Source organism: Streptomyces sp. SID14515, from assembly GCF_010548505.1.
Lineage (GTDB): Bacteria > Actinomycetota > Actinomycetes > Streptomycetales > Streptomycetaceae > Streptomyces > Streptomyces caviscabies.
On the sequence record NZ_JAAGMH010000144.1, the window covers coordinates 83,511 to 102,945 of the forward strand.

Here is a 19,435-nt window from a genome sequence, read left to right on the forward strand (position 1 = left end):
CTCCACCTTTCCGATCTACCTCCAGGGGAGCCGGTGTCTCTCAGCCCGTTCGAACACGACAAGAAGTACGGCGAGCTGGACCAAGTGGTGCGGGCTCACGTGCTCGTTCAGCACGGCAGCCTTCATCGTGTCCCGTGCGGCGGCGACCGGCTCGCCGCCCGGGTGTGCCCGGGTCAGCGGTCGCTCGGCACACAAGAAGGAGGCGCACCCGGTCACCCGGGTGCGCCTCCTGACGCGACGCGTACGCACGCGCGAACCGCAGCGCGCACGCGTCACACCTCAGAGACCGTCAACGGTCAAAACGCTCGCGCGCCTGGTCCGCCGCGTCCTGGGCACGGTCCTTCATGCCCGAGGAGGAGTCCGACTTCTGGTCGCGGGCCTGCGAGGCGCGGTCCTTGGCCTCGTCCTTGCCCTGGCCGGCCTTCTGCTTGGCCTGGTCGGCGAGCTCCTGCGCCTTGTCCTTGAACTGGTCTGCGATACCCATGCTGTTCACTCCTGTGGGATGCGTGGGGTACGTGTGGGATGGCCCCCCTGCGGGGCCGTGCCCAGCGTTACACGACCCGACATCTCACGCATTTCGGACCGCTACCCACCGTCACCCACGGTCCGCACGCTCCGCTCGCGCGTCCTGGTCCGCCGCTCCTCCGGCCCCCACCAAGCCCTTCGACACCGTGTGGAGGCGCGGCTCGAAGCGCCGCATCTCGCGCTGTCCGCCGATCGCGATGACGGAGGGCAGATAGCCGCGGACCGACTGCATGCCGCGCAGCCACCACTGGGCGTACACATGCGGGGAGCGCCGCGCGATGCCGTCGACGATCCGGTCGACGGCCGGGCCGAGCGGATACGTACGGTTCATCGGCCACGGCAGCCGCTGGCGCAGCTCGCGCATCACGTCGTCCTGGTCCGCGCCGCGCACCATGTCGGTGTCGGTCCAGGAGAGATAGCCGACGCCCACCTTGACGCCCTTGTAGCCGACCTCGGCGCGCAGGCTGTGCGCGAAGGCCTCGACGCCCGACTTGGACGCGCAGTACGCGGTCATCATCGGGGCCGGGGTGATCGCGGCCAGCGACGCTATCTGGAGGAAGTAGCCGCGGCTCTCCATCAGTACCGGCAGGAACGCCCGGCCGGTGACCGCGCCGCCGATGAGGTTCACCTCGATGACCCGCCGCCAGGCGTCCGGGTCGGAGTCGACGAACGGGCCGCCCGAGGCGACGCCCGCGTTGGCGACGACCACGTCGACCTTGCCGAAGCGTTCCTTCACCTCGCGCGCCACCTGGGCCATCGCCGCGTGGTCGGTGACGTCGGCGAACCAGTGGTCGCTCTCGCCGTGCAGCCGCTCGGAGACGTGCTTCAGCTCGTCCGCCTCCAGGCCGACGAGCGCCAGCGTCGCGCCGCGCGCGGACAGCTTGCGGGCCAGCAGCTCGCCCACGCCCCGGGCCGCGCCGGTGACGACGACGACCTGGCCCTCCAGATTCCGCCTGCTGCTCATGCGACATCCTCCCTCTCCGCCGTGGCGGCCGTGCCCGTGGCGGCCGCCCCCGAGGCGACGTACCGCGTGACCAGCTCCCTGATCTTCGCCGTGACGGCCTCCGGGGCCTCCACCGGCGTCATGTGCCCCATGCCGGCCAGCTCGGTCAGGCCGAGGCCGACCGGCAGCGCGGCGGCGATGGTCCGGGCGTGGACCGGCGGGGTCAGCCGGTCGTCCGCGCCGGCGATCACCGCGGTCGGCACCCGCAGCTCGCGTACGCCCGCCGCGAGGTCCAGTTCGGCGAGCACATGGCCCCACTCCACCCTCGCGCGGCGCGGGCAGGCGTGCACGATGCGCGCACAGGCGTCGACCCGTTCCGGAGCCGAACCCCGGCCCATCGTCGCGTACTTGAGGACCTTCTTCGAGACCGGGTTGACCGGGCCGAGCGGTGCCTTCGCGCCCAGTACGGCGGTGGTGAGCCGGGTGCGCAGCGCGCCCGCGCGCAGCGGCAGGACCCGCGCCTCGGCGGTCAGCCGCGTACTGCCGGTGGAACAGAGCAGGACGGCGGCGGCGTGCTCGCGCAGCCCGGGGCGGGCGGCGGCGGCCATCAGCGTCATCCCGCCCATGGAGTGCCCGGCGAGCACCGCCTTGCGGCCCGGGGCGAGCGTCGCGGCGAGGACCGCTTCGAGGTCGTCGGCCAGCGCGTTCGTGCTGTAGCCGCCGGGGCCCGGTTCGGGGGTGAGCCCGTGGCCGCGCTGGTCGTAGGCGATGACCCGGTGGTCGGCGGCGAGGTCGCGTATCTGGGCGTCCCAGAAGCGGGTGTTGCAGGTCCAGCCGTGGGCCAGGACCACCGCCGGGGCGTCCTCGGGGCCGTGCAGTTCGACGTGTATCCGCGAACCGTCGGCGGACCGCGCGGTCAGTTCGGCCGCGGGCACCGGTGCGGGTGCGTCGCGGTGCAGGAGGCGGCTCATCGCGCGGCCTCCTCGGCGACGGACGCGGCTTCCGACGCGGCGGTCACGCTCTCGCGGTCGGTACGGCCGGGCTGTTCGGGTACGCGCCCGGACCCGGCGGACCGCCGCGCACCGCCCGCCGCGCCGGCCCGGATGACGTCGTACTCCGCGAGGTCCACCGAACGCGTCTGACGCCGGAACTCGCCCGTCGTGCCCGGCCAGACGGTGGTGTTGCGGCCCGCCTCGTCCAGATACCAGCTGGTGCAGCCGCCGGTGTTCCACACCGTGCGCTTCATCCGCTGCTGGACGCGGTCGTTCCACGCGGTGACGGAGGCGGACCGGGCGCCGAGCGCGGCGCGTCCGCCGAGGACGTTCAACTGCCGCAGATAGTCGGCCATGTAGTTCAGCTGGGACTCGATCATCAGGATCATCGAGGAGTTCCCGAGGCCCGTGTTGGGGCCGATGATCGTCATCCAGTTGGGGAACCCGGCGGCGGTCGCGCCGCGCAGCGAGTTCATCCCGTCCTTCCAGGACTCGGCGAGCGTGATGCCCTCCTCGCCGACGACCCGCTCCGCGATCGGCATGTCCGTCACATGGAAGCCGGTGCCGAAGATGATCGCGTCGACCTCCGCCTCGGTGCCGTCGGCGGCGACCACCGTGGAGCCGCGTATCTCGCTGAGCCCGGAGGCGACCACGTCCACATTGGGCTGGGCGAGCGCCGGGTAGTAGGTGCTGGAGAGCAGGATCCGCTTGCAGCCGATGCGGTAGTCCGGGGTCAGCTTGGCCCGCAGGGCCGGGTCCTTGATCGCCCGCGCCATGTTGGACTTGGCTATCTTCTCCACCAAGCCGAGCTGGTCCGGGTGCTTGGTGAAGGCGCTGACCTGCAACTCCCGTATGCCCCAAAGCAGTCCGCGGCGAGCGGTGCCGGTCACGGGAACGGCCCGGTGGAGCGCCCGCTCGGCCTTGCTGATGGTGCGGTCCATGCGCGGCATGACCCAGGGCGGGGTGCGCTGGAAAAGCGTGAGCTTCGCGGTCTTCGGCTGTATCGCCGGGACGATCTGGATCGCGGAGGCGCCCGTTCCGACCATCGCGACGCGCTTGCCGGCCAGATCGTAGTCGTGGTCCCAGCGCGCGGAGTGGAAGACCTTGCCGGGGAAGGAGTCGAGCCCGGGTATGTCCGGCATCTTGGGGTCGGAGAGCGGACCGGTGGCGGAGACGACGACATCCGCGTGGAGCGTCGTGCCGTTGGCCGACTCGATCACCCAGTACAGATTCTCCTTGTCCCAGCTCATCAGCTTCACCTCGTGGTTCAGCCGGATGTGCGGGCGGAGCCCGAAGGTGTCCGCGACGCGCTCCAGGTAGGCGCGGATGTGCTCCTGCCCGGAGAAGGTGCGCGGCCAGTCGGGGTTGGGGGCGAAGGAGAAGGAGTAGAGGTGGGACGGTACGTCGCAGGCGCAGCCGGGATAGCTGTTGTCGCGCCAGGTGCCGCCCACCGAGTCGGCCCGCTCCAGGACGACGAAATCGGTGATGCCTTCGCGGCGCAGCCGGACGGCGGCCCCCAGGCCCCCGAATCCGGTTCCGATCACCGCCACACGTACGTGCTCCTGCTGGGCCATGCTGCCGCCTCCCGCGGTACGTCACGCGACTCTGCCAGCAATCACTGGCATTGTTCGGAGAGTAGAGCAGGACCGTACTGATGGGTAGGGGTCGGACCGAGGAAAGTTACCGGCGGTACAACATAGGGTGCCCTTGTGGCTGAAGGACGCGAGCACCGCGAATACCGCATGGAGGAGCTGGCCAAGGAGGCCGGCATCACCGTGCGGACCCTGCGCTTCTACCGGGAGCGCGGGCTGATCCCACCGCCTCGCCGCGAGGGCCGCATCGCCTGGTACGACGACCATCACCTGGCCCGCCTGCGGACCATCGCGGGCCTGCTGGAGCGCGGCCACACTCTCAACGGCATCGCCGACCTGGCCGCCACCTTCGAGAGCGGCCGCGATGTCGCCGAGGTGCTGGGCCTGGGCGAGCCGACCGAGGAGACCCCGGTCCGCCTCACCCCGGAACAGCTCGCGGACTACTTCGAGGGCGAGGTCACGCCGGAGAACCTCGCCAGCGCGCTGGACCTGGGCTATCTCGCCACCGACGGGGACGAGATCGTGCACATCAGCCGCCGCCTCCTGGAGGTGTCGGCCGAGCTCGTACGGGAAGGGGTGCCGCTGTCCACGGTGCTCTCCTCGGGCCGCCGCGTCCGCGAGCACGCGGACGCGCTCGCCGAAATCTTCGTACGCGTACTGCATGCCCACACGAAGGAGACCGAACCGGCCCAACTGCGCCCGCTGGCCCGCGCGGTGGTGGACGCGGAGCTGTCGATGGCCCTGGACCGGAGACTGCGCCGCGAGGACGGCACACAGCCCCCGAAGGCGTAACGCCTCGCGGTACGGCCTCCGGAGGCATGACGCCCCGCGGCACGACCTCCGGAGGCTGGACGTCCCGCGGCACAGCCCCCGAAGGCGTAACGCCTCGTGCTACCGCTCGTAGACGACCGTCACCGGCGCGTGGTCGCTCCAGCGCTCGCCGTGCGTGGCGGCCCGCTCGACCCAGGCCTTCACCGCGCGCCCGGCCAGCCCCGGGGTCGCGATCTGGTAGTCGATGCGCCAGCCGCTGTCGTTGTCGAAGGCCCGCCCCCGGTACGACCACCAGCTGTACGGCCCCTCGACGTCCGGGTGCAGCCGCCGCACGACGTCGACGTACGCGGCCTCCTCCAGGACGCGGGTCAGCCAGGCGCGCTCCTCGGGGAGGAAGCCGGAGCTCTTGCGGTTGGCCTTCCAGTTCTTCAGGTCGGCCTCCTGGTGGGCGATGTTCCAGTCGCCGCAGACCACGACCTCACGGCCGTCCGCCGCGGCCCGCGCCTTCAGGCCCTGGAGGTAGGGCAGGAAGGCGGCCATGAAGCGCTCCTTCTCGTCCTGGCGCTCGGTGCCGACCTCGCCGGAGGGCAGATACAGGCTCGCGACGGTGACACCGGGGAGGTCGATCTCCACATACCGGCCGCTCGCGTCGAACTCCTCGGCCCCGGGAACACCGAAGCCGCCGAAGCCGATCTGGACCCGCTCGGGGGCCTGCCGCGAGTAGAGCGAGACGCCGGCGCGACCCTTGGCGGCCGCGGGCGCGTGGACGGTGTGCCACCCTTCGGGGGTGCCCACCTCTTCGGGCAGCTGGGCGAGCTCGGCCCGCACTTCCTGGAGGCAGACCACATCGGCGTCGGTGCCCGCCAGCCACTCGACGAAGCCCTTCTTGGCGGCGGCGCGGAGCCCATTAACATTCACGCTGGTAACGGTGAGCATCCCGAAACAGTACCCACTCCACCCCTACGCATAGATGTACGATACATGGCATGATTATTCAGACGCGGCCCTTCGACCACCCCGACGCCGTCAAACTCAACGACCAGGTGCAGCTCGAATACGACGAGCGCTACGGCGATGGGGGCGATCTCACACCGCTCGACCCCTCGATGTTCCTGCCGCCTCACGGCCTGTACCTCCTCGCCTACGACGAGCAGGACCGCCCGGTGGCGACCGGCGGCTGGCGGACCCAGAACCGCAACGACCAGGGCTACTGGGACGGCGACGCCGAGATCAAGCGGATGTTCGTGATCCCCGAAGGGCGCGGCAGGGGCCTGGCCCGGCGGATGCTGGCCGCCCTGGAGGAGGACGCACGCGCCGCCGGCCGCATCCGGATGGTCCTGGAGACCGGCGACCAGCAGCCCGAGGCCATCGCGCTGTACGCGTCGAGCGGCTACACGGTGTGCGAGAAGTTCGGCCACTACCGGGAGTACGAGAGCAGCATCTGCATGGCCAAGCCGCTCCGGCAGCCCGGAGCGTGACCCTTCGCCCCGGGGCCACGGACTCCGGGGCGGGGCCGGCGCACCCGCGCGACCCTCGGTCAGCGCACCCGCGCGACCCCCACGTAGAACCCACTGCGCTCCTGGGCGGGCGCGGGCTGCTCCTGGTACCACTCGGCGGCGGGCACCAGACCCGGCGCGACCAGCTCCAGCCCCTCGAAGAACGGCTCGACCTCCGCGCGGGTCCGCATCCGCAGGGCGATGGCCCCCTTGCGGTACGCCTTCTCCGTCTCCTCCCGCAGCTCCGGGTGCTGGTCCGCCGTGCCGTGCGACAGCACGAGGAAGCTGCCCGGGGCCAGCGCGCCGACGAGCGTCCGCGTGATGCCGTACGGATCGTCCTCGTCCCGCAGGAAGTGCATCAGCGCGATCAGCGACAGGGCGATCGGCCGGTCGAAGTCCAGCACCTTCCGCGCCTGTTCGAGGATCGCCTCCGGCTCGCGCACATCGGCGTGCAGATAGTCCGTCGCCCCCTCGGGACTGCTGACCAGCAGCGCCTCCGCGTGCCGCAGGACGATGGGGTCGTTGTCCGCGTAGACGATCCGGGCCGTCGGGGTGATCCGCTGGACGATCTGGTGGAGATTGGGGGCGGTGGGTATCCCGGTGCCCACGTCCAGGAACTGGTCCACCCCCCGCTGCGCCAGCCAGGCCGCGGACCGGTGCATGAACGCCCGGTTCCGCGCGGCGTTGGCCCTCGCCTCGGCGGGCAGCTTCTCCCCCACCTCCTGGTCGACCGCGTAGTTGTCCTTGCCGCCGAGCAGCCAGTCGTAGACGCGCGCCGGATGGGGCTTGCTCGTGTCGATCGGGTCGCGCTGCGGGGCGGACGTCACAGAAGCCACTCCTCCGTACGGAACCGGCGCCGGGACCTCCGCCGGCGCCCCGGAAAGCGTACGCCGCCCTACGGTCAAGTAACCACTCGGGAGCGGCCGTTGATCAGGCGCTCCCGCCCAGCACCAGAACGACGTGCTCGTTCTCCCCGTGCTTCACCGTCTCCGTCGCCACGAAACCGCACTTCTCCAGCAGGCGCACCGATCCGGTGTTCCCGACGACCGGGTCCGCGTACAACGGGCGGACCGTCTCCCGCTCCAGGAACGCGGTCAGCGCCCGGGTGCCGATGCCCCGGCCCCAGTACGGACGGCCGAACCAATAGCCGATGAAGCGCCGGTCCTCCTCCCACCAGGCCACGACGTTCCCCGCCGGCTCGCCGTCCACGACGACCGTCTGCACGAGGACCGTGGGGTCGCCCAGCACCCGCGTCTTCCAGTGCGCCATGAACGCCTCCCTCTCCCGGGGAGGGAACCGCGACTTCTCGACCGCCTCCGGGTCGTGCTCGTACGCGAGAAACGCCTCCAGGTCGGCCTGTTCGACATCCCTGAGCCGCACACCGTTCTCCATGGTCTCCATGCCGACCGAGTCTGGCACCCGCCACTGACAATCGGCCCGACAGCTCACCTCGGGGTGGCCAGCACCTGGGTCCAGTAGGGGCCGCGCGGGGAGTCGGCGATGCCCACGCCCACGTGGACGAAGTCGCAGTTGAAGATGTCGTCGTCGCGGCCGGGGCTGTTGCGCCACTCCTCGACGACCGCGGCGGGATCGCTCATACCGGTCGCGATGGTCTCACCGACGGCCGACCAGTCGTAGCCCGTGGCGCCGACCCGGTCGCCCGCGCCCCGGCCTGAGGAGTCGGTGTGGCCGAAGTAGTTCCGCGCGGCCATGTCCTCGGAGTGCCGCTGGGCGACCTGGGTCAGCCGGGGGTCGGTCTCCAGCTCCGGGCAGCCGTTCGCGGCGCGCAGGGTGTTGACCCGGGTGACCACACCGGTGTCCGGGCCGGGGCGCGGCTTGCTGGGCGCGGGCGATGCGGAGGGCGACGGGGTGGCGGCGGGCGGCCGGGAGGCGGAGACCGTACGGCTCGGCGACGGCGAAGGCGTGGGCGAGACCGTGGAGGGCGAGGGCAGTGGCTCGGCGGGGGCGTCCGCGGGCGGCGGGGGCGCGGGGCTGTGGGTGACGCCGCCGCCCCGGGCTTCGGGCGGGGCGGGGGCGGAGGGCCAGATCAGTACGGCGAGGGCGGTCACGGCGGCCGCCCCGGCTATGAGCCCCGCCGCCTTCCCGACCGAGAACGCGGCGGACGCGGAAGGGGCGGCGGCGGACGAGGTCGCCGCGGACGCGGTGGCCGGCGCGGCGGACGAGGCCGAGGAGGCGACGGCCACCGCCGCCGACTGCCCGCTGTCGTAGAGCGGCACCACGAGGGCGAGCCCGGAGAGCAGGCCCTCCGGCGGGACCAGCCCCGCACTGCCGTCGGAGCAGGAGGCGCAGCCGCGTACATGGCGGGCGATCCGCTTGCGCCACAGCGGCGTCGGCGTACCGTCCCAGTCGCCCAGCAGCTCCTCCAGGGCCGGGCAGCGGGGGTCGGAGGCCAGGGCCCGGACGACCGCGCGGCCGACGTCGAGCTGGTTCTTCACCCGCTGGACGCGTACGGCGGCGTGCTGCGGGGAAAGGCCGAGCGCCTCGGCGAGCTCGGACCGGGTGAGGTCGCCGGTCGTCTCCAGCCACCACAGCGACAGCACATCGCGTTCGGCGTCGTCCAGCCAGCGGGTCGCCTCGGCCGTCTCGCGCCGCTGCCCGGAGAGTTCGAGGCGCAGGATCGTCAGGTCGACGAAGTCGGCGGCGGGGTCGGCGGCGTCCTCGGTCGCCTCCAGCGGTGCGGGACGGTGGCCGAGACCGGACCATCGGGTGCGGACCTGGTTCATGGCGATGGCGACGAGCCAGGAGCGGAAGCGGGCCGGATCGCGCAGCGAGGGCAGTCCGGACAGCGCCCGGAGCATGGTCTCCTGCACGACGTCGTCCACGTCCGGATGGCCGTTGAGGGCGCGCCCGACGACGTTGTAGACCAGGGGGAGGTACTGGGCGGCCAGCCGTTCCCCGGCGGCCCGGTCGCCGTTCCTCGCCGCGATGACCAGAGCGGTGCTGTCCACGCCGTTCACGCCCTTCGTTCGGTTCGCCGCCGGATGTGGGACAGGTCACCCCTGAGGGATTTGTTATCCGCCACCCGTCCGGTGGTCAACCAGTATGCGGGGGCCTGTCGGCCGTCCCGCCGAGAGGCTGCCGGAAACGGGAGGGACATGTCGAGCAGAACGGACACCGAAGAGGCGCGCGCCACCGAAGCGCGGGTCACCGATACGTGCCTCACCGACCCACGCGCCACCGAGGCGCATGCCACCGCGGCGCGGACGGGCGAGGCCATCACCACCTCGGCCCTGCACGCGGCGGCGACCGGCGCCGACACCTTCCCCGGCGTCCTGCGGGAGGCGCTGAACCGCCGCGGGCTGTCCCTGGAGCGGGTGAGCGAGCGGCTCAGGGTGCGCGGCATCACCATCAGCCAGGCCACCCTCAGCAGCTGGCAGCGCGGCCGCAGCCAGCCCGAACGGGCCCGGTCCCTGCGGGCGGTGGACGTGCTGGAGGAGATCCTGGAGCTGCCTGCCGGAGCCCTGCGCTCGCTGCTCGGCCCGCGCCGCCCGCGCGGCCGGATCACCCCGCCCGGTGCGGAGGGGGCGGCGCTCCAGATCCTCGGGGAGGACTCGGTGGTGGAGAAGGCGCTCGGCGCACGGTTCCGCCACTTCAACCAGGAGACCAGTTCGCTGCTCGTCCACGACATCGTGAAGATCGGCGAGAGCGGCACGATGAGCGGGATCTCCACCACGAACGTGCTGCGGGCCAGCCGGGCGGGGGCGGACCGGGCGATCTTCGTGCTCAGCTTCGACGACGAGGCGGCCGAGCCCGTCGACATCAGGGTCACCTGCGGACGCCTCGTCGAGGCCACGTACCTGAAGGGGCTGAAATCCCTGGTGCTGGAGATCCACTTCGGCCGGGAACTGGCCAAGCTGGACACCACGGTGGTGAGTTACGCGGTCGATGTGAGCCCGTCCGACACCCCGGCCACACACTACGAGCGCTGGTCGCGGACGAACCTCCACGAATACCTCCAGCAGGTCTTCTTCCACCCGGGCGCCCTGCCGACGGACTGCCACCGCTACGTCCGGGACAAGGTCGGCGAACCGCCCCGCGGCCGGCGGCGTATCCCGCTGAGCGACGCGCACAACGTCCATGTGCTCACCTCCCGGTGCAAGCCCGGGGTCCACGGGGTGGCATGGGACTACGGGCCGGGAACAGGTGGAACGGGAGACCGCCCAGGATGAGTGGACGGTCTCCCGCGTCTGGGGGGTGGCCTTGGCCGGTCTTGAACTGCGGTGCTGTTACTTGGTGTTGAGCGTCAGCCCGTAGTACGCGAGGGCGTCGTCGAGCGGCTGGAAGTAGGAGGAGCCGGGCGAGTTGACCTGGCCGTTGCAGCGCTGGTTGCTGGGACCGCCGGACGTCATGCCCTGGGCCTGGTCACCGGAGATGTACGCGCCTCCGCTGTCCCCTCCCTGGGTGCAGACGCTGGAGCTCGCCAGGCCGGTCACGACGGTGTCCGGGCCGCCGTTCTGGTCGGTGTAGGTGACGCTGACGTTGTACGAGCCGACCTTGCCGCAGGTCCACTGGGTGGTCTGGCCGGACTTGCAGAGCGCCGCGCCGGAGGGGGCCCGCTTGCTGCCCTTGACCGGGACGGTGCCGGCCTTGCCGTACGTGGTGACGTCGAGGCCGATCGAGTTGCCGGCGTCGACGGCGGCGATGCCCATGTCCACGCTGCGGGTGCCCAGCGCGAACCGGGTGTGGGTGCCCTTGGCGAACCGGGTGCCGTTGTAGGCCAGTTCGGGCAGGTCCTCGATGCAGTGCCCGGCGGTCACGAGCACCTGCTTGCCGTTGCGGTCCTTGGCGCCGTAACCGACGGAGCAGAGGTAGCCGTTGAAGGTCATCCGGCTGCCGGGCGGAACGACGGCCTGGGTCTCCAGCTTCTCCTGCCCCTTGACGACGCGTACGGCGTCGCCGTTGCTCTTCGCGGCCTTGAGGAAGCTGCGGGTGGCGGCGTCGGAGTCACCGTTGACCTCGACGGTCACGGTGTCCGAAGCGAGGTCGACGGACCACGCGGACACCCCGGCCGGGGCGCTCTTGAGCGCCTTGGCGTCGAGCTCGGCCTTGATGCGGTCGAGCTTGCTCTCACCGCGCTCGGGGACCCGGGCCTTGAGGCCGGCAGCGCGGACTTCCTCGGCCGCCTCGGCGTCGGCGGCGTTGACGACCAGCGAACCGTCGGCGGCGAAGAAGGCGCCGAGCGTGCTGACCCGGTCCTTCCGCAACTCCGCGAACCGGTCCTGCTGCTGGGCCTCGCGGTCCAGCCGCTGCACCGCGGCCTTCTCGCTGACGCCCAGGGTGGTGGCGAGCGCCTTGACCATCTCCGGCTGGTACGCCGGCGCCGAGGGAGCCGAGGATTCCGTCGTCGAACCGGCGTAGGCCCCTGTGGCGACTCCGGCCGACAGAAGGGCGCCGATCGAGGCGGCGACGATGTATCTGCGCGCGTTCTTCTTCCTGCTGTGCTTCACGCGATTCCTTCCGCTACGCAGGCGAGCGTCCAGACAATGGGGGGGTGGCCACACCGCGCCTGGGGAAGCGCGATGTGTTCCATGGACACTGCCCGGCGGCGATGACATGTTCCTGTCGCCGCGCCTCGAACTCTGGCGCAGCCGGAACTGCCGCGACAAGAAGCGACGGCGGGGCTCTTTTCTACAGAACTGGCCGAGAACTGTAGAGAGATCGGCGAAAAGCGCAGGTGCAGACCTTTGCGCCCGGCAATGCGAGCGCGTCCGAGTCCAGCCCGAACACCATTCCCCAGCAGTAGAGTTGCCTTCCGAATAAGGAAGGACGCGGCCGTGAACAGTGCCCGAAGAACCGTACTGATGTGGACGGGCCTGGCGGTCGCCGTGCTCGCCGGAGCGCTGTCCTTCCTCAGCTGGGACCGGGCCGATCAGGTGGCCGGGGTGATCTCCGCCGTGGTAGGCGTGGCCGCCCTGGGGGTCGGCGTGTACGGGGCCCTCGGCCCGCCCCGCGGCCCCGACGTGCAGGTCAAGGCAACGGGCGGAGCGATGTCCCGCGGCGGCGAGGCCAACACCGGCTTCATCGCCCCGGCCTCCACCGGCACGCCGGGCGCGGTCTCCGTCAGCGACACCGGCGACGCGGAGGCCGACGGGGGCAACGCGAACACCGGCTTCCGGCAGGGGTAGCGGCGCGGTGGCCGAGGGCAGGATCGGGGTGAAGGGAACGGGCGACGCGTCGGCGGAGGGCGGCGTCGCGTTCTCGAACACCGGGGTCTTCATCGGCTCGGCGAACATGGCCGCACCACGGATCGCTGTGTCGGGCTACCTGCTCCAGGTCGAGCGGGTGGCCGCGGCCGATTTCCGTGGACGTGAGGCCGAGCTTTCGGAGTTGGCGTCCTTCAGTACGGAGACACGCTCGGAAGACGTCTCCGGAAAGAACTACTGGCGCTGGCTGGCCCCCGCCTGGGCCGGAAAGTCCGCCCTGCTGGCCGACTTCGTCCTGCGTCCGCCGCCCGGAATCGACGTCGTCTCGTTCTTCATCACCTCCCGCATGGCGGGCCAGAACGACGCGGCGGCCTTCTGCGAGGTCGTCCAACGGCAGCTGTACGCCCTGCTGCGGGAGGAGGAGCCGCTCAGCACACCCCACACCCGCGACGAGCAGATGCGGCTCGCCCTGAACCGTACGGCGGAACACTGCGCCGCACAGGGCCGCCGGCTCGTGCTCGTGGTGGACGGGTTGGACGAGGACCACGGCATCACCTCCGGGCCGGGCGGCCACAGCATCGCCGCGCTGCTGCCGCGTACGCCTCCGCACGGCATGCGGATCATCGTGGCCGGCCGCCCGCACCCGCCCGTACCGGAGGACGTGCCCGCCGACCACCCCCTGCACACCACGGAGATCAACCACTGGCTGAAGCCCTCCCCGCACGCCCAAGCAGCCCGCCGGGACGCGGAGGAGGACCTGCTGCGGCTGCGCGACGCCGGCGGTCTGGGATGGGACCTCGTCGGCCTGACGGTGGCGGCCGGCGGCGGTCTCAGCGCGAGCGACATCGCCGCGCTGTCCGGGAGCCGGCCCCGCCTGGTGGAGCGCGAGCTGTCCGCCGTCAGCGGCCGAAGCTTCCGCCGCCGCTCCGCGCACTGGACGCCGGACGGCCCCGAGGTCTACCTCCTGGCCCACGAGGAGATCCAGCGCAGCGCCGCGGACCTGATCACGGCCGCGGAGCTGACGGACTGCCGCGCCCGCCTGCACCGGTGGGCACAGACGTACCGGAGCGCGGGCTGGCCCGCCACGACACCCGAGTATCTGCTGCGCGGGTACGCCCAGCGCCTGCGAGAACTGGGCGACACCGGGCGGCTGGTGGAGCTGGTGTGCGACGCGGAACGGCACGAGCGGTTGTGGCAGGTCACCGGGGCGGACCTCGAAGCGCTCAGCGAGTTGTCGGCTTCCCTGGACCAGCTGCTGTCGGACGGCACGCGGAACGGGGACGTGGACGTCTCCGCCGCTCTGCGCCTGGCCGCCGCCCGCGACGGGCTGCACGAACGGACGGGTGCCCTGCCGCGCGATCTGATCGGCCTGTGGGCGCGGCTCGGGCATACGGACCGCGCCGTCAGCATGGCGAAGTCGCGGCACGATCCGGGCACCCGGGTGAGCGCTCTGGTGGCCGTCGCCCTAGCGTTCGCCGCATCCGGGCAACCGGCTCGGGCCCTCGAGCTGACGTACAACGTGGAGACCTTCAAGGACCGGGACCTCCTCCTGGCGGCGACCGCGGAGGGACTGGCGGAAGCCGGCCGGTACACCGATGCCCTGCTGATGACGTCCGTGGTGAAGGACGAGGAACGGTGGACGGAAGCTCTCGTCGCCGTCGTCAAGACGGCGGCCGAGGCAGACGTACGGCGGCAGCCGGAAGTGAGGGCGACTGTCGTCCAGCACGCGGCCGAGGCAGTACGGGCCGTCGATTCCGCTGCCGACACCACCCACCACCCTGAGCTGTACGCCGACCTAGCCTGCGCGTTCTCGTTGCTCGGGGAGGACGGCCAGGCTCAGGCGGCGATGGAGCGCGCTCTCTCCTCCACGGCGGACGCAGAGGTGTTCCGACAGGCTCAGAACCTCAGCTTCATCGCCGTACGCCTGGCGAAAGCGCCTCGCCTCGCGGCGTCGGCGGCCGAGATCGCCCTCAGATCCGCCGAGTTGGCCGCGACGACAACGGACCTGCAGGAGTTCGCCTGGCTCTTCCCCGAGGTCGCCGCCGGCCTGGCAGCGGTCGGGGAGCACGAACGGGCGGAGCGGATCGTCGAACGGTTCCTCCCCGACCCGGCCGACCGCGACGAGGAGCTGTGCGCCATCGCGACGGCCATCGCCGAATCAGGCGACCCGGACGGAGCGCTGGAGTCGGCCGAGCGGATCGCCACTCCGGTCTTCCGGTCGAAAGCTCTGACCGCCGTAGGAACGGCATGGGCGAAGGCCGCACAGCCGACGCTCTGCGCGCACCTGGCGGTGCGGAACCTCCATGCGATCAGCCAGGTGTCCTCCCCGGGCTGGCAGGTGGACCTTCGGGTCCGTCTGGCGGAATCACTGCTCCGAGCGGGTCGCCCGGAGCTTGCCGAACCGGTGGTGGCGGCGGCCACGGACCTCGCGCGGGTCAGCCGGGCGCCGCGCGGCAAGGTGACGCCGCAGATCGCGGTGGCCGGTGCACTGATCTCGGCGGGCGCTGATGACGCGGCGTACGCCCTCGTGCGGTGGGCCGAGGAATCGGCCGAGCCGGAGGACGGATACGCCCGGGTGCTGGACATGGTGGAGGTGGTCAAGGGGCTGCACCACACCGGCCGGGACGACCGGAAGAACGCTCTGCTCGCCTCCCTGCTCGAAGAGACCCGGCAAAGGCTGTCCATCTCGCAGTACTCCCACGCCATGGAGAAGATCGCCATGGCGTTCGGCGCGACGGGCAGCCCGGACCGGGCCCGCGAGGTGGCTCAGGAACTCCTGTACGAGGCAAGAGCCCTGGACAGCCCCTACCAGCAGAGCTGGCACAGGTACAGCGCCGCAGGCGCCTTCCTCGCGGCGGGGGACATCGATGAGGCCCTGGCTCTCACCACGTCTCTGCCGGAGGACATAGTGCACGAATTCCTCTCCGCCGTCGTGGCGAAGCTCGTCGAGACAGGCGATCTGAACCGGGCGGAACGACTGACCGAGGATTCGTTGGGGCCCGGTGCGGACGAACACGGCCTCGGGCACCTGGCGGCGGGCACAGCAGCCGCCGGCGACCTCCCCCGTGCCATCGCCCTGCTCGACGAGATCTTCAGCCCCGCCCTGCGGGACAGGAGCACGGCCGATGTCGTCCAGGCCGCGGCCCGGGCGGGCGCGACGGAGGCAACCCTCGCCCTGGCCGACTCCATCAGCGAGCCGGACAGCCGCAGCGAAGCCATCGGAGCCATCGCCCACTCACTCGGCCCCACCCCGACGGCCCGTCTCCTCCTCGCCAAGGCACTGTCCCTGGGCCCCTGGGACCAGTTGGTCGAGGCGATCGCCGGTGTGGCGCCCGAGCAGCTGCCCCTGCTGGCGTCCCTGTCCCGGGGCGAGCGGTAGTCCCGTCCCGGGCGGGGATGCGGCGACGAGTGGCCGGAAACGACGAGATCCCGCCCCGCCTTCCGGCGGAACGGGATCTCGTGACGTTTCTTGAGAGCTACTCAAGAACTGTCGGTTGTGGACCTGTGGGGATTTGAACCCCAGACCCCCTCGATGCGAACGAGGTGCGCTACCAGACTGCGCCACAGGCCCTTGCGACGTGTGAAACTCTAGCACCCTCATGGGGGTGCTTGGAAATCCGTTCCTCCGCTGGTCAGCGGTGTCGGGCTTCCCGGGCCCCCGGCGCCCCCGCCGCCTCACTCATTGGCCGCGCGCGGCCGGTCCTCGTCGTCGTACTGGTCGAAGAGCGGGGTCCGGCCCCGGTCGCGGTTGCGGCGGGACTGGTTCGTGCGCTGGCGCGGGGCCGGGTCGACCGCGGGGGGCGTCGGGTGCGACGTGCCGGTCTGGCTGGGCTCGGCGGTGCTGGAGCGGGCCGCGCTCCAGGTCTCCGGGTCGCCGACCTCCACGCCGCCCGTGGCCCGGGGGGCGACGGGCGCGGTGACATAGGTGGGCAGCGGTACGGGGACGGGCTCCCAGCTGTCGCCCTGGACACGGCCGCGTTCGCGCTGCTGGTCCACCCACTCCGCGTGGTCCGTCTGCTCGACGAGGGCGCGCCGGCCGGCCTCCTGGGGGGAGACCGTGGGCGTGGGCTCCGGCTCCGGGTGGTGGGCCTCGGAGTCGTCGTCAGGCTCGGCGGGGGCGGGGGCCGCGGGCTGGTGCCTGCGGGGACGGTTCTCGCGCAGGCGCTGGGCCGCGACCTCGGCCCGGCGACGGTCCATCGTGAAGGCGAACCGTCGGCGTTCCTGGGCGCGCAGATGCACGATGTACGTGCTCAGCAGCACGGCCGGTACCGCCGGGGCCCACAGGAAGCCGAGGCCGCCGACCGCCGCGACGACCGCGCCGGCGGTGAAGGCCAGGAAGAGGACGACGGTGGTCCGCCTGCGCCGGGCCAGGACCTGGGAGCGCTGGGCGCGCCGGGCCCGCTCGGCGTCGGCCGCGCCGGAGCGGGGTCGCCGCTGGGCGGGGGGCGCGTGCTCCGCGGGGCGCTCACCGGACCGGCGTTCGTTCGGCTGACGGTCCGACGGCTGATGCCCCGCCCGACGATCGTGCGCCGGACGGTCATGCGCCGGACGGTCGTGCGCCTGGCGGTCGGAAGCCTGGTGGTCCGGGACGCGCTCGGGCGCGTGCGCCGGGTCGCTCAGCCTGGCTTCCGTGTGCGCCGGAGGCGCGGCAAAGGCCCGGACGTCCACGGATTCCATACGGTCCGTTTCCCGGTCCGGGTCGACGTCGGGCGCCGCCTCCTCGGCGGTGCGCTCCCGCAGCTCCTTGGCGTACCGGCGCTCCATCGCCGCCCGTCCGGACACCAGCCGGATGGCGGTGCTGAAGCGTTCCGTCGGACGGGCTTCGTTGAGCTCGTCCTGCCTGCGGAGCCACATCGGCACCAAGTAGGCGGCCCAGGCCCCGACGATGACTGCGTAGATGAGGCCGCTGCTGCTCACGCTCACACCGTAGAGGGGTTTGCGCGGAAGGATCCGCCAATTGGCTCGGTGTGTCGCACGATCCGGCTGATATCACGGACTTTTTTTGTGATTGTTCGGATCAACAGCCGCCGATAGCCCGACCCAATGCGGTCATCCGACGGTCATCCCGCGATCAAATTCGAACACTTATTTTATTTCGTCGGACGGTCCGGGGCTTCTCGGCGTCACCGGGCGCGACCGGCGCCAGCGCCGGAGCATCCCCTCGGGCACTTCCTCGGCGGTGAGGGCGAAGATCAGGTGGTCGCGCCAGGCCCCGTCGATGTGGAGATAGCGCGGGCGCACGCCCTCCGAGCGGAATCCGAGTTTCTCCACCACCCGGCGGCTGGGCCCGTTCTCCGGGCGAATGCAGACCTCGATGCGGTGCAGGCCCACGGTGCGGAAGCAGTGGTCCACGGCGAGTGCCACGGCCGTCGGCATGACCCCGCGCCCGGCGACGCCCCGGTCGACCCAGTAGCCGATGTGCCCGGAGCACATCGAGCCCCAGGTGATCCCCGCGACCGTGAGCTGACCGACCAGCCGGCCCTCGTACTCGATGGCGAACGGCAGCATCCGCCCCGCGTTCGCCTCGGCGCGCAGATGGCGGACCATCTGCCGGTACGTGGGGCGCTGCGCCATCGGGCCGCCGGGGGCGGGCGGCGGGACGGTGGCTTCCCAGGGGCGCAGCCAGTCGCGGTTGCGCCGGTTGACCTCGCGCCACATCCGCTGGTCACGCATCTTTATCGGGCGCAGGACGATCTCGCCGTCGGTCAGCGTCACCGGCCAGGTCGCGATGTTCAGCTCGGGCTCCCCGGTCGGGGGTGGTCGCCGCCGCGGAGCTGGTCGACGGCGTGCACCAGAAGCCTGCCGAGGACCGCGAGTCCGTCCTTCACCCCGCCGGTGGAGCCGGGGAGGTTGACGATCAGGGTGCGGGAGGCGACGCCCGCGAGGCCCCGGGAGAGGGCCGCGGTCGGAACCTTGGCGAGGCCCTCGGCCCGGATCGCCTCCGGGATGCCGGGGATCTCGTGGTCGAGGACGCGGCGGGTGGCCTCGGGGGTGGCGTCGGTGGGTGAGATGCCCGTACCGCCGGTGGTGACGATCACGTCGTACCCGGCGGCGACGCCCGCGCGCAGGGCCGCCTCGACCGGGTCGCCGTCGGGGACCACCTGCGGGCCGTCGACCGTGAAGCCGAGGCCGGTCAGCGCCTCGGCGATCAGCGGGCCGCCCTTGTCCGCGTACACCCCGGCGGAGGCCCGGTTGGAGGCGGTGACGACGAGGGCGGCGTACGGAGAGAGCAACGCGGCTCCGGTGGGTTCCGGCCCCCCTGCCGGCTGCTCGTGGCCGGAGGCCCCTGGCCCCGACGCCTGCGCGTGCCCCTCGTGGCCGGAGGCCCCGGGCCCGGGCGCCCGCCCTTCGTGGCCGGACGCGGCCGGCTCGGGCGGCGTCACGCGTCCGGTCCCTCCGGCGCGGTGCGCCGGTAGTCGCCGGACTTGCCGCCCGACTTCGCCTCGACCCGTACGTCGGTGATGACCGCGCTCTTGTCGACCGCCTTGATCATGTCGACGACGGTCAGGGCCGCCACCGACACCGCCGTCAGGGCCTCCATCTCGACGCCCGTACGGTCCGTCGTCTTCACGGTGGCCGTGATCTCCACCGCGTCGTCGGCCACGCTCAGGTCGACCGTCACACCGGAGACGGCCAGCGGATGGCAGAGCGGGATCAGCTCCGGGGTGCGCTTGGCCCCCATGATCCCGGCGATCCGGGCGGTGGCGAGGGCGTCGCCCTTGGGGACTCCCTCGCCGCGCAGCAGCTCGATCACGCGCGGCGAGACGAGCACCCGGCCGGCGGCCCGGGCGACGCGGGTGGTGACGTCCTTCTCCGACACGTCGACCATGCGGGCCGCGCCCGCCTCGTCGATGTGCGTCAGCCTGTTCTGCGTACTCAACTCACTCCGCCTAGCGGTAGGGGCACCGATGGGCCTCGGACCCGGAGGGGGTCCCCCGGAAGGCACGGCGGC

General features: G+C 71.9%; 18 protein-coding genes and 1 tRNA gene. 5 read left to right on the forward strand and 14 right to left on the reverse strand.

The features are described 5' to 3' along the window. Window positions 1–289: 289 nt before the first annotated feature. The 4 genes from G3I54_RS35385 to G3I54_RS35400 all read right to left on the reverse strand — a co-directional run bounded on the left by G3I54_RS35385 (window position 290) and on the right by G3I54_RS35400 (window position 4,034). Window positions 290–484, reverse strand: a complete 195-nt coding sequence (locus G3I54_RS35385) for a hypothetical protein (protein ID WP_164618693.1) — start codon at window positions 482–484, stop codon at window positions 290–292. 111 nt (window positions 485–595) lie between these two features. Beyond that, window positions 596–1,489: an SDR family oxidoreductase gene (locus G3I54_RS35390; protein ID WP_164618691.1), complete on the reverse strand. Its 894-nt coding sequence runs from the start codon at window positions 1,487–1,489 to the stop codon at window positions 596–598. Continuing rightward, window positions 1,486–2,439: an alpha/beta fold hydrolase gene (locus G3I54_RS35395; RefSeq protein ID WP_164618689.1), complete on the reverse strand. Its 954-nt coding sequence runs from the start codon at window positions 2,437–2,439 to the stop codon at window positions 1,486–1,488. The genes G3I54_RS35390 and G3I54_RS35395 overlap by 4 nt, the downstream gene beginning before the upstream one ends. Then, window positions 2,436–4,034 carry an NAD(P)/FAD-dependent oxidoreductase gene (locus G3I54_RS35400; RefSeq protein ID WP_164618687.1) on the reverse strand — a complete coding sequence of 533 codons (1,599 nt, stop codon included), beginning with the start codon at window positions 4,032–4,034 and terminating at the stop codon, window positions 2,436–2,438. The genes G3I54_RS35395 and G3I54_RS35400 overlap by 4 nt, the downstream gene beginning before the upstream one ends. Before the next feature lie 168 nt (window positions 4,035–4,202). Here G3I54_RS35400 and G3I54_RS35405 point away from each other — a divergent pair, with 168 nt between their 5' ends. Continuing rightward, a complete protein-coding gene (locus G3I54_RS35405; protein ID WP_164618854.1) occupies window positions 4,203–4,844 on the forward strand; it encodes a MerR family transcriptional regulator in 642 nt (213 codons plus the stop codon). A 99-nt stretch (window positions 4,845–4,943) separates the two neighbouring features. Here the strand turns inward: G3I54_RS35405 and G3I54_RS35410 are convergent, their stop codons facing one another. Further along, on the reverse strand, window positions 4,944–5,759 hold the full coding sequence (locus G3I54_RS35410) for an exodeoxyribonuclease III (protein WP_164618685.1): 816 nt from the start codon (window positions 5,757–5,759) through the stop codon (window positions 4,944–4,946). A 50-nt stretch (window positions 5,760–5,809) separates the two neighbouring features. Here G3I54_RS35410 and G3I54_RS35415 point away from each other — a divergent pair, with 50 nt between their 5' ends. Next, window positions 5,810–6,301 carry a GNAT family N-acetyltransferase gene (locus tag G3I54_RS35415; protein WP_164618683.1) on the forward strand — a complete coding sequence of 164 codons (492 nt, stop codon included), beginning with the start codon at window positions 5,810–5,812 and terminating at the stop codon, window positions 6,299–6,301. Between the two features lie 59 nt (window positions 6,302–6,360). Here the strand turns inward: G3I54_RS35415 and G3I54_RS35420 are convergent, their stop codons facing one another. The 3 genes from G3I54_RS35420 to G3I54_RS35430 all read right to left on the reverse strand — a co-directional run bounded on the left by G3I54_RS35420 (window position 6,361) and on the right by G3I54_RS35430 (window position 9,297). Further along, complete coding sequence (locus tag G3I54_RS35420) at window positions 6,361–7,146, reverse strand: SAM-dependent methyltransferase (RefSeq protein WP_164618681.1); 786 nt, start codon at window positions 7,144–7,146, stop codon at window positions 6,361–6,363. Window positions 7,147–7,249: 103 nt separating this feature from the next. Further along, window positions 7,250–7,711, reverse strand: a complete 462-nt coding sequence (locus G3I54_RS35425; protein WP_203687337.1) for a GNAT family N-acetyltransferase — start codon at window positions 7,709–7,711, stop codon at window positions 7,250–7,252. A 53-nt stretch (window positions 7,712–7,764) separates the two neighbouring features. Continuing rightward, window positions 7,765–9,297, reverse strand: a complete 1,533-nt coding sequence (locus G3I54_RS35430) for a sigma-70 family RNA polymerase sigma factor (RefSeq protein ID WP_164618679.1) — start codon at window positions 9,295–9,297, stop codon at window positions 7,765–7,767. Between the two features lie 138 nt (window positions 9,298–9,435). On the opposite strand from G3I54_RS35430, the gene G3I54_RS35435 reads away from it, so the two are divergent. Continuing rightward, entirely contained in the window at window positions 9,436–10,509 is a 1,074-nt protein-coding gene (locus G3I54_RS35435) for a helix-turn-helix transcriptional regulator (protein ID WP_164618677.1), read from the forward strand. Window positions 10,510–10,566: 57 nt separating this feature from the next. Here G3I54_RS35435 and G3I54_RS35440 read toward each other — a convergent pair whose 3' ends face one another. Continuing rightward, the gene (locus G3I54_RS35440) at window positions 10,567–11,787 is read right to left on the reverse strand and encodes a S1 family peptidase (RefSeq protein WP_164618675.1); all 1,221 of its coding nucleotides are present in this window, start codon (window positions 11,785–11,787) and stop codon (window positions 10,567–10,569) included. A 327-nt stretch (window positions 11,788–12,114) separates the two neighbouring features. Here G3I54_RS35440 and G3I54_RS35445 point away from each other — a divergent pair, with 327 nt between their 5' ends. Together G3I54_RS35445 and G3I54_RS35450 are read left to right on the forward strand one after the other, a co-directional pair. After that, complete coding sequence (locus G3I54_RS35445) at window positions 12,115–12,465, forward strand: hypothetical protein (RefSeq protein WP_343240455.1); 351 nt, start codon at window positions 12,115–12,117, stop codon at window positions 12,463–12,465. A 7-nt stretch (window positions 12,466–12,472) separates the two neighbouring features. Beyond that, window positions 12,473–15,862: a hypothetical protein gene (locus G3I54_RS35450; RefSeq protein ID WP_164618673.1), complete on the forward strand. Its 3,390-nt coding sequence runs from the start codon at window positions 12,473–12,475 to the stop codon at window positions 15,860–15,862. A 118-nt stretch (window positions 15,863–15,980) separates the two neighbouring features. On the opposite strand, the gene G3I54_RS35455 is transcribed toward G3I54_RS35450, so the two are convergent. The 5 genes from G3I54_RS35455 to moaC all read right to left on the reverse strand — a co-directional run bounded on the left by G3I54_RS35455 (window position 15,981) and on the right by moaC (window position 19,363). Beyond that, window positions 15,981–16,054: transfer RNA gene (locus G3I54_RS35455), tRNA-Ala, on the reverse strand. A gap of 104 nt (window positions 16,055–16,158) precedes the next feature. Further along, complete coding sequence (gene glpR, locus G3I54_RS35460; protein WP_343240454.1) at window positions 16,159–17,400, reverse strand: gephyrin-like molybdotransferase receptor GlpR; 1,242 nt, start codon at window positions 17,398–17,400, stop codon at window positions 16,159–16,161. Window positions 17,401–17,568: 168 nt separating this feature from the next. Continuing rightward, the gene (locus tag G3I54_RS35465) at window positions 17,569–18,198 is read right to left on the reverse strand and encodes a GNAT family protein (protein ID WP_164618670.1); all 630 of its coding nucleotides are present in this window, start codon (window positions 18,196–18,198) and stop codon (window positions 17,569–17,571) included. Between the two features lie 17 nt (window positions 18,199–18,215). Next, complete coding sequence (locus G3I54_RS35470) at window positions 18,216–18,716, reverse strand: MogA/MoaB family molybdenum cofactor biosynthesis protein (protein ID WP_032766941.1); 501 nt, start codon at window positions 18,714–18,716, stop codon at window positions 18,216–18,218. Window positions 18,717–18,862: 146 nt separating this feature from the next. Further along, on the reverse strand, window positions 18,863–19,363 hold the full coding sequence (moaC, locus tag G3I54_RS35475) for a cyclic pyranopterin monophosphate synthase MoaC (RefSeq protein ID WP_164618668.1): 501 nt from the start codon (window positions 19,361–19,363) through the stop codon (window positions 18,863–18,865). Between the last annotated feature and the right edge of the window lie 72 nt (window positions 19,364–19,435).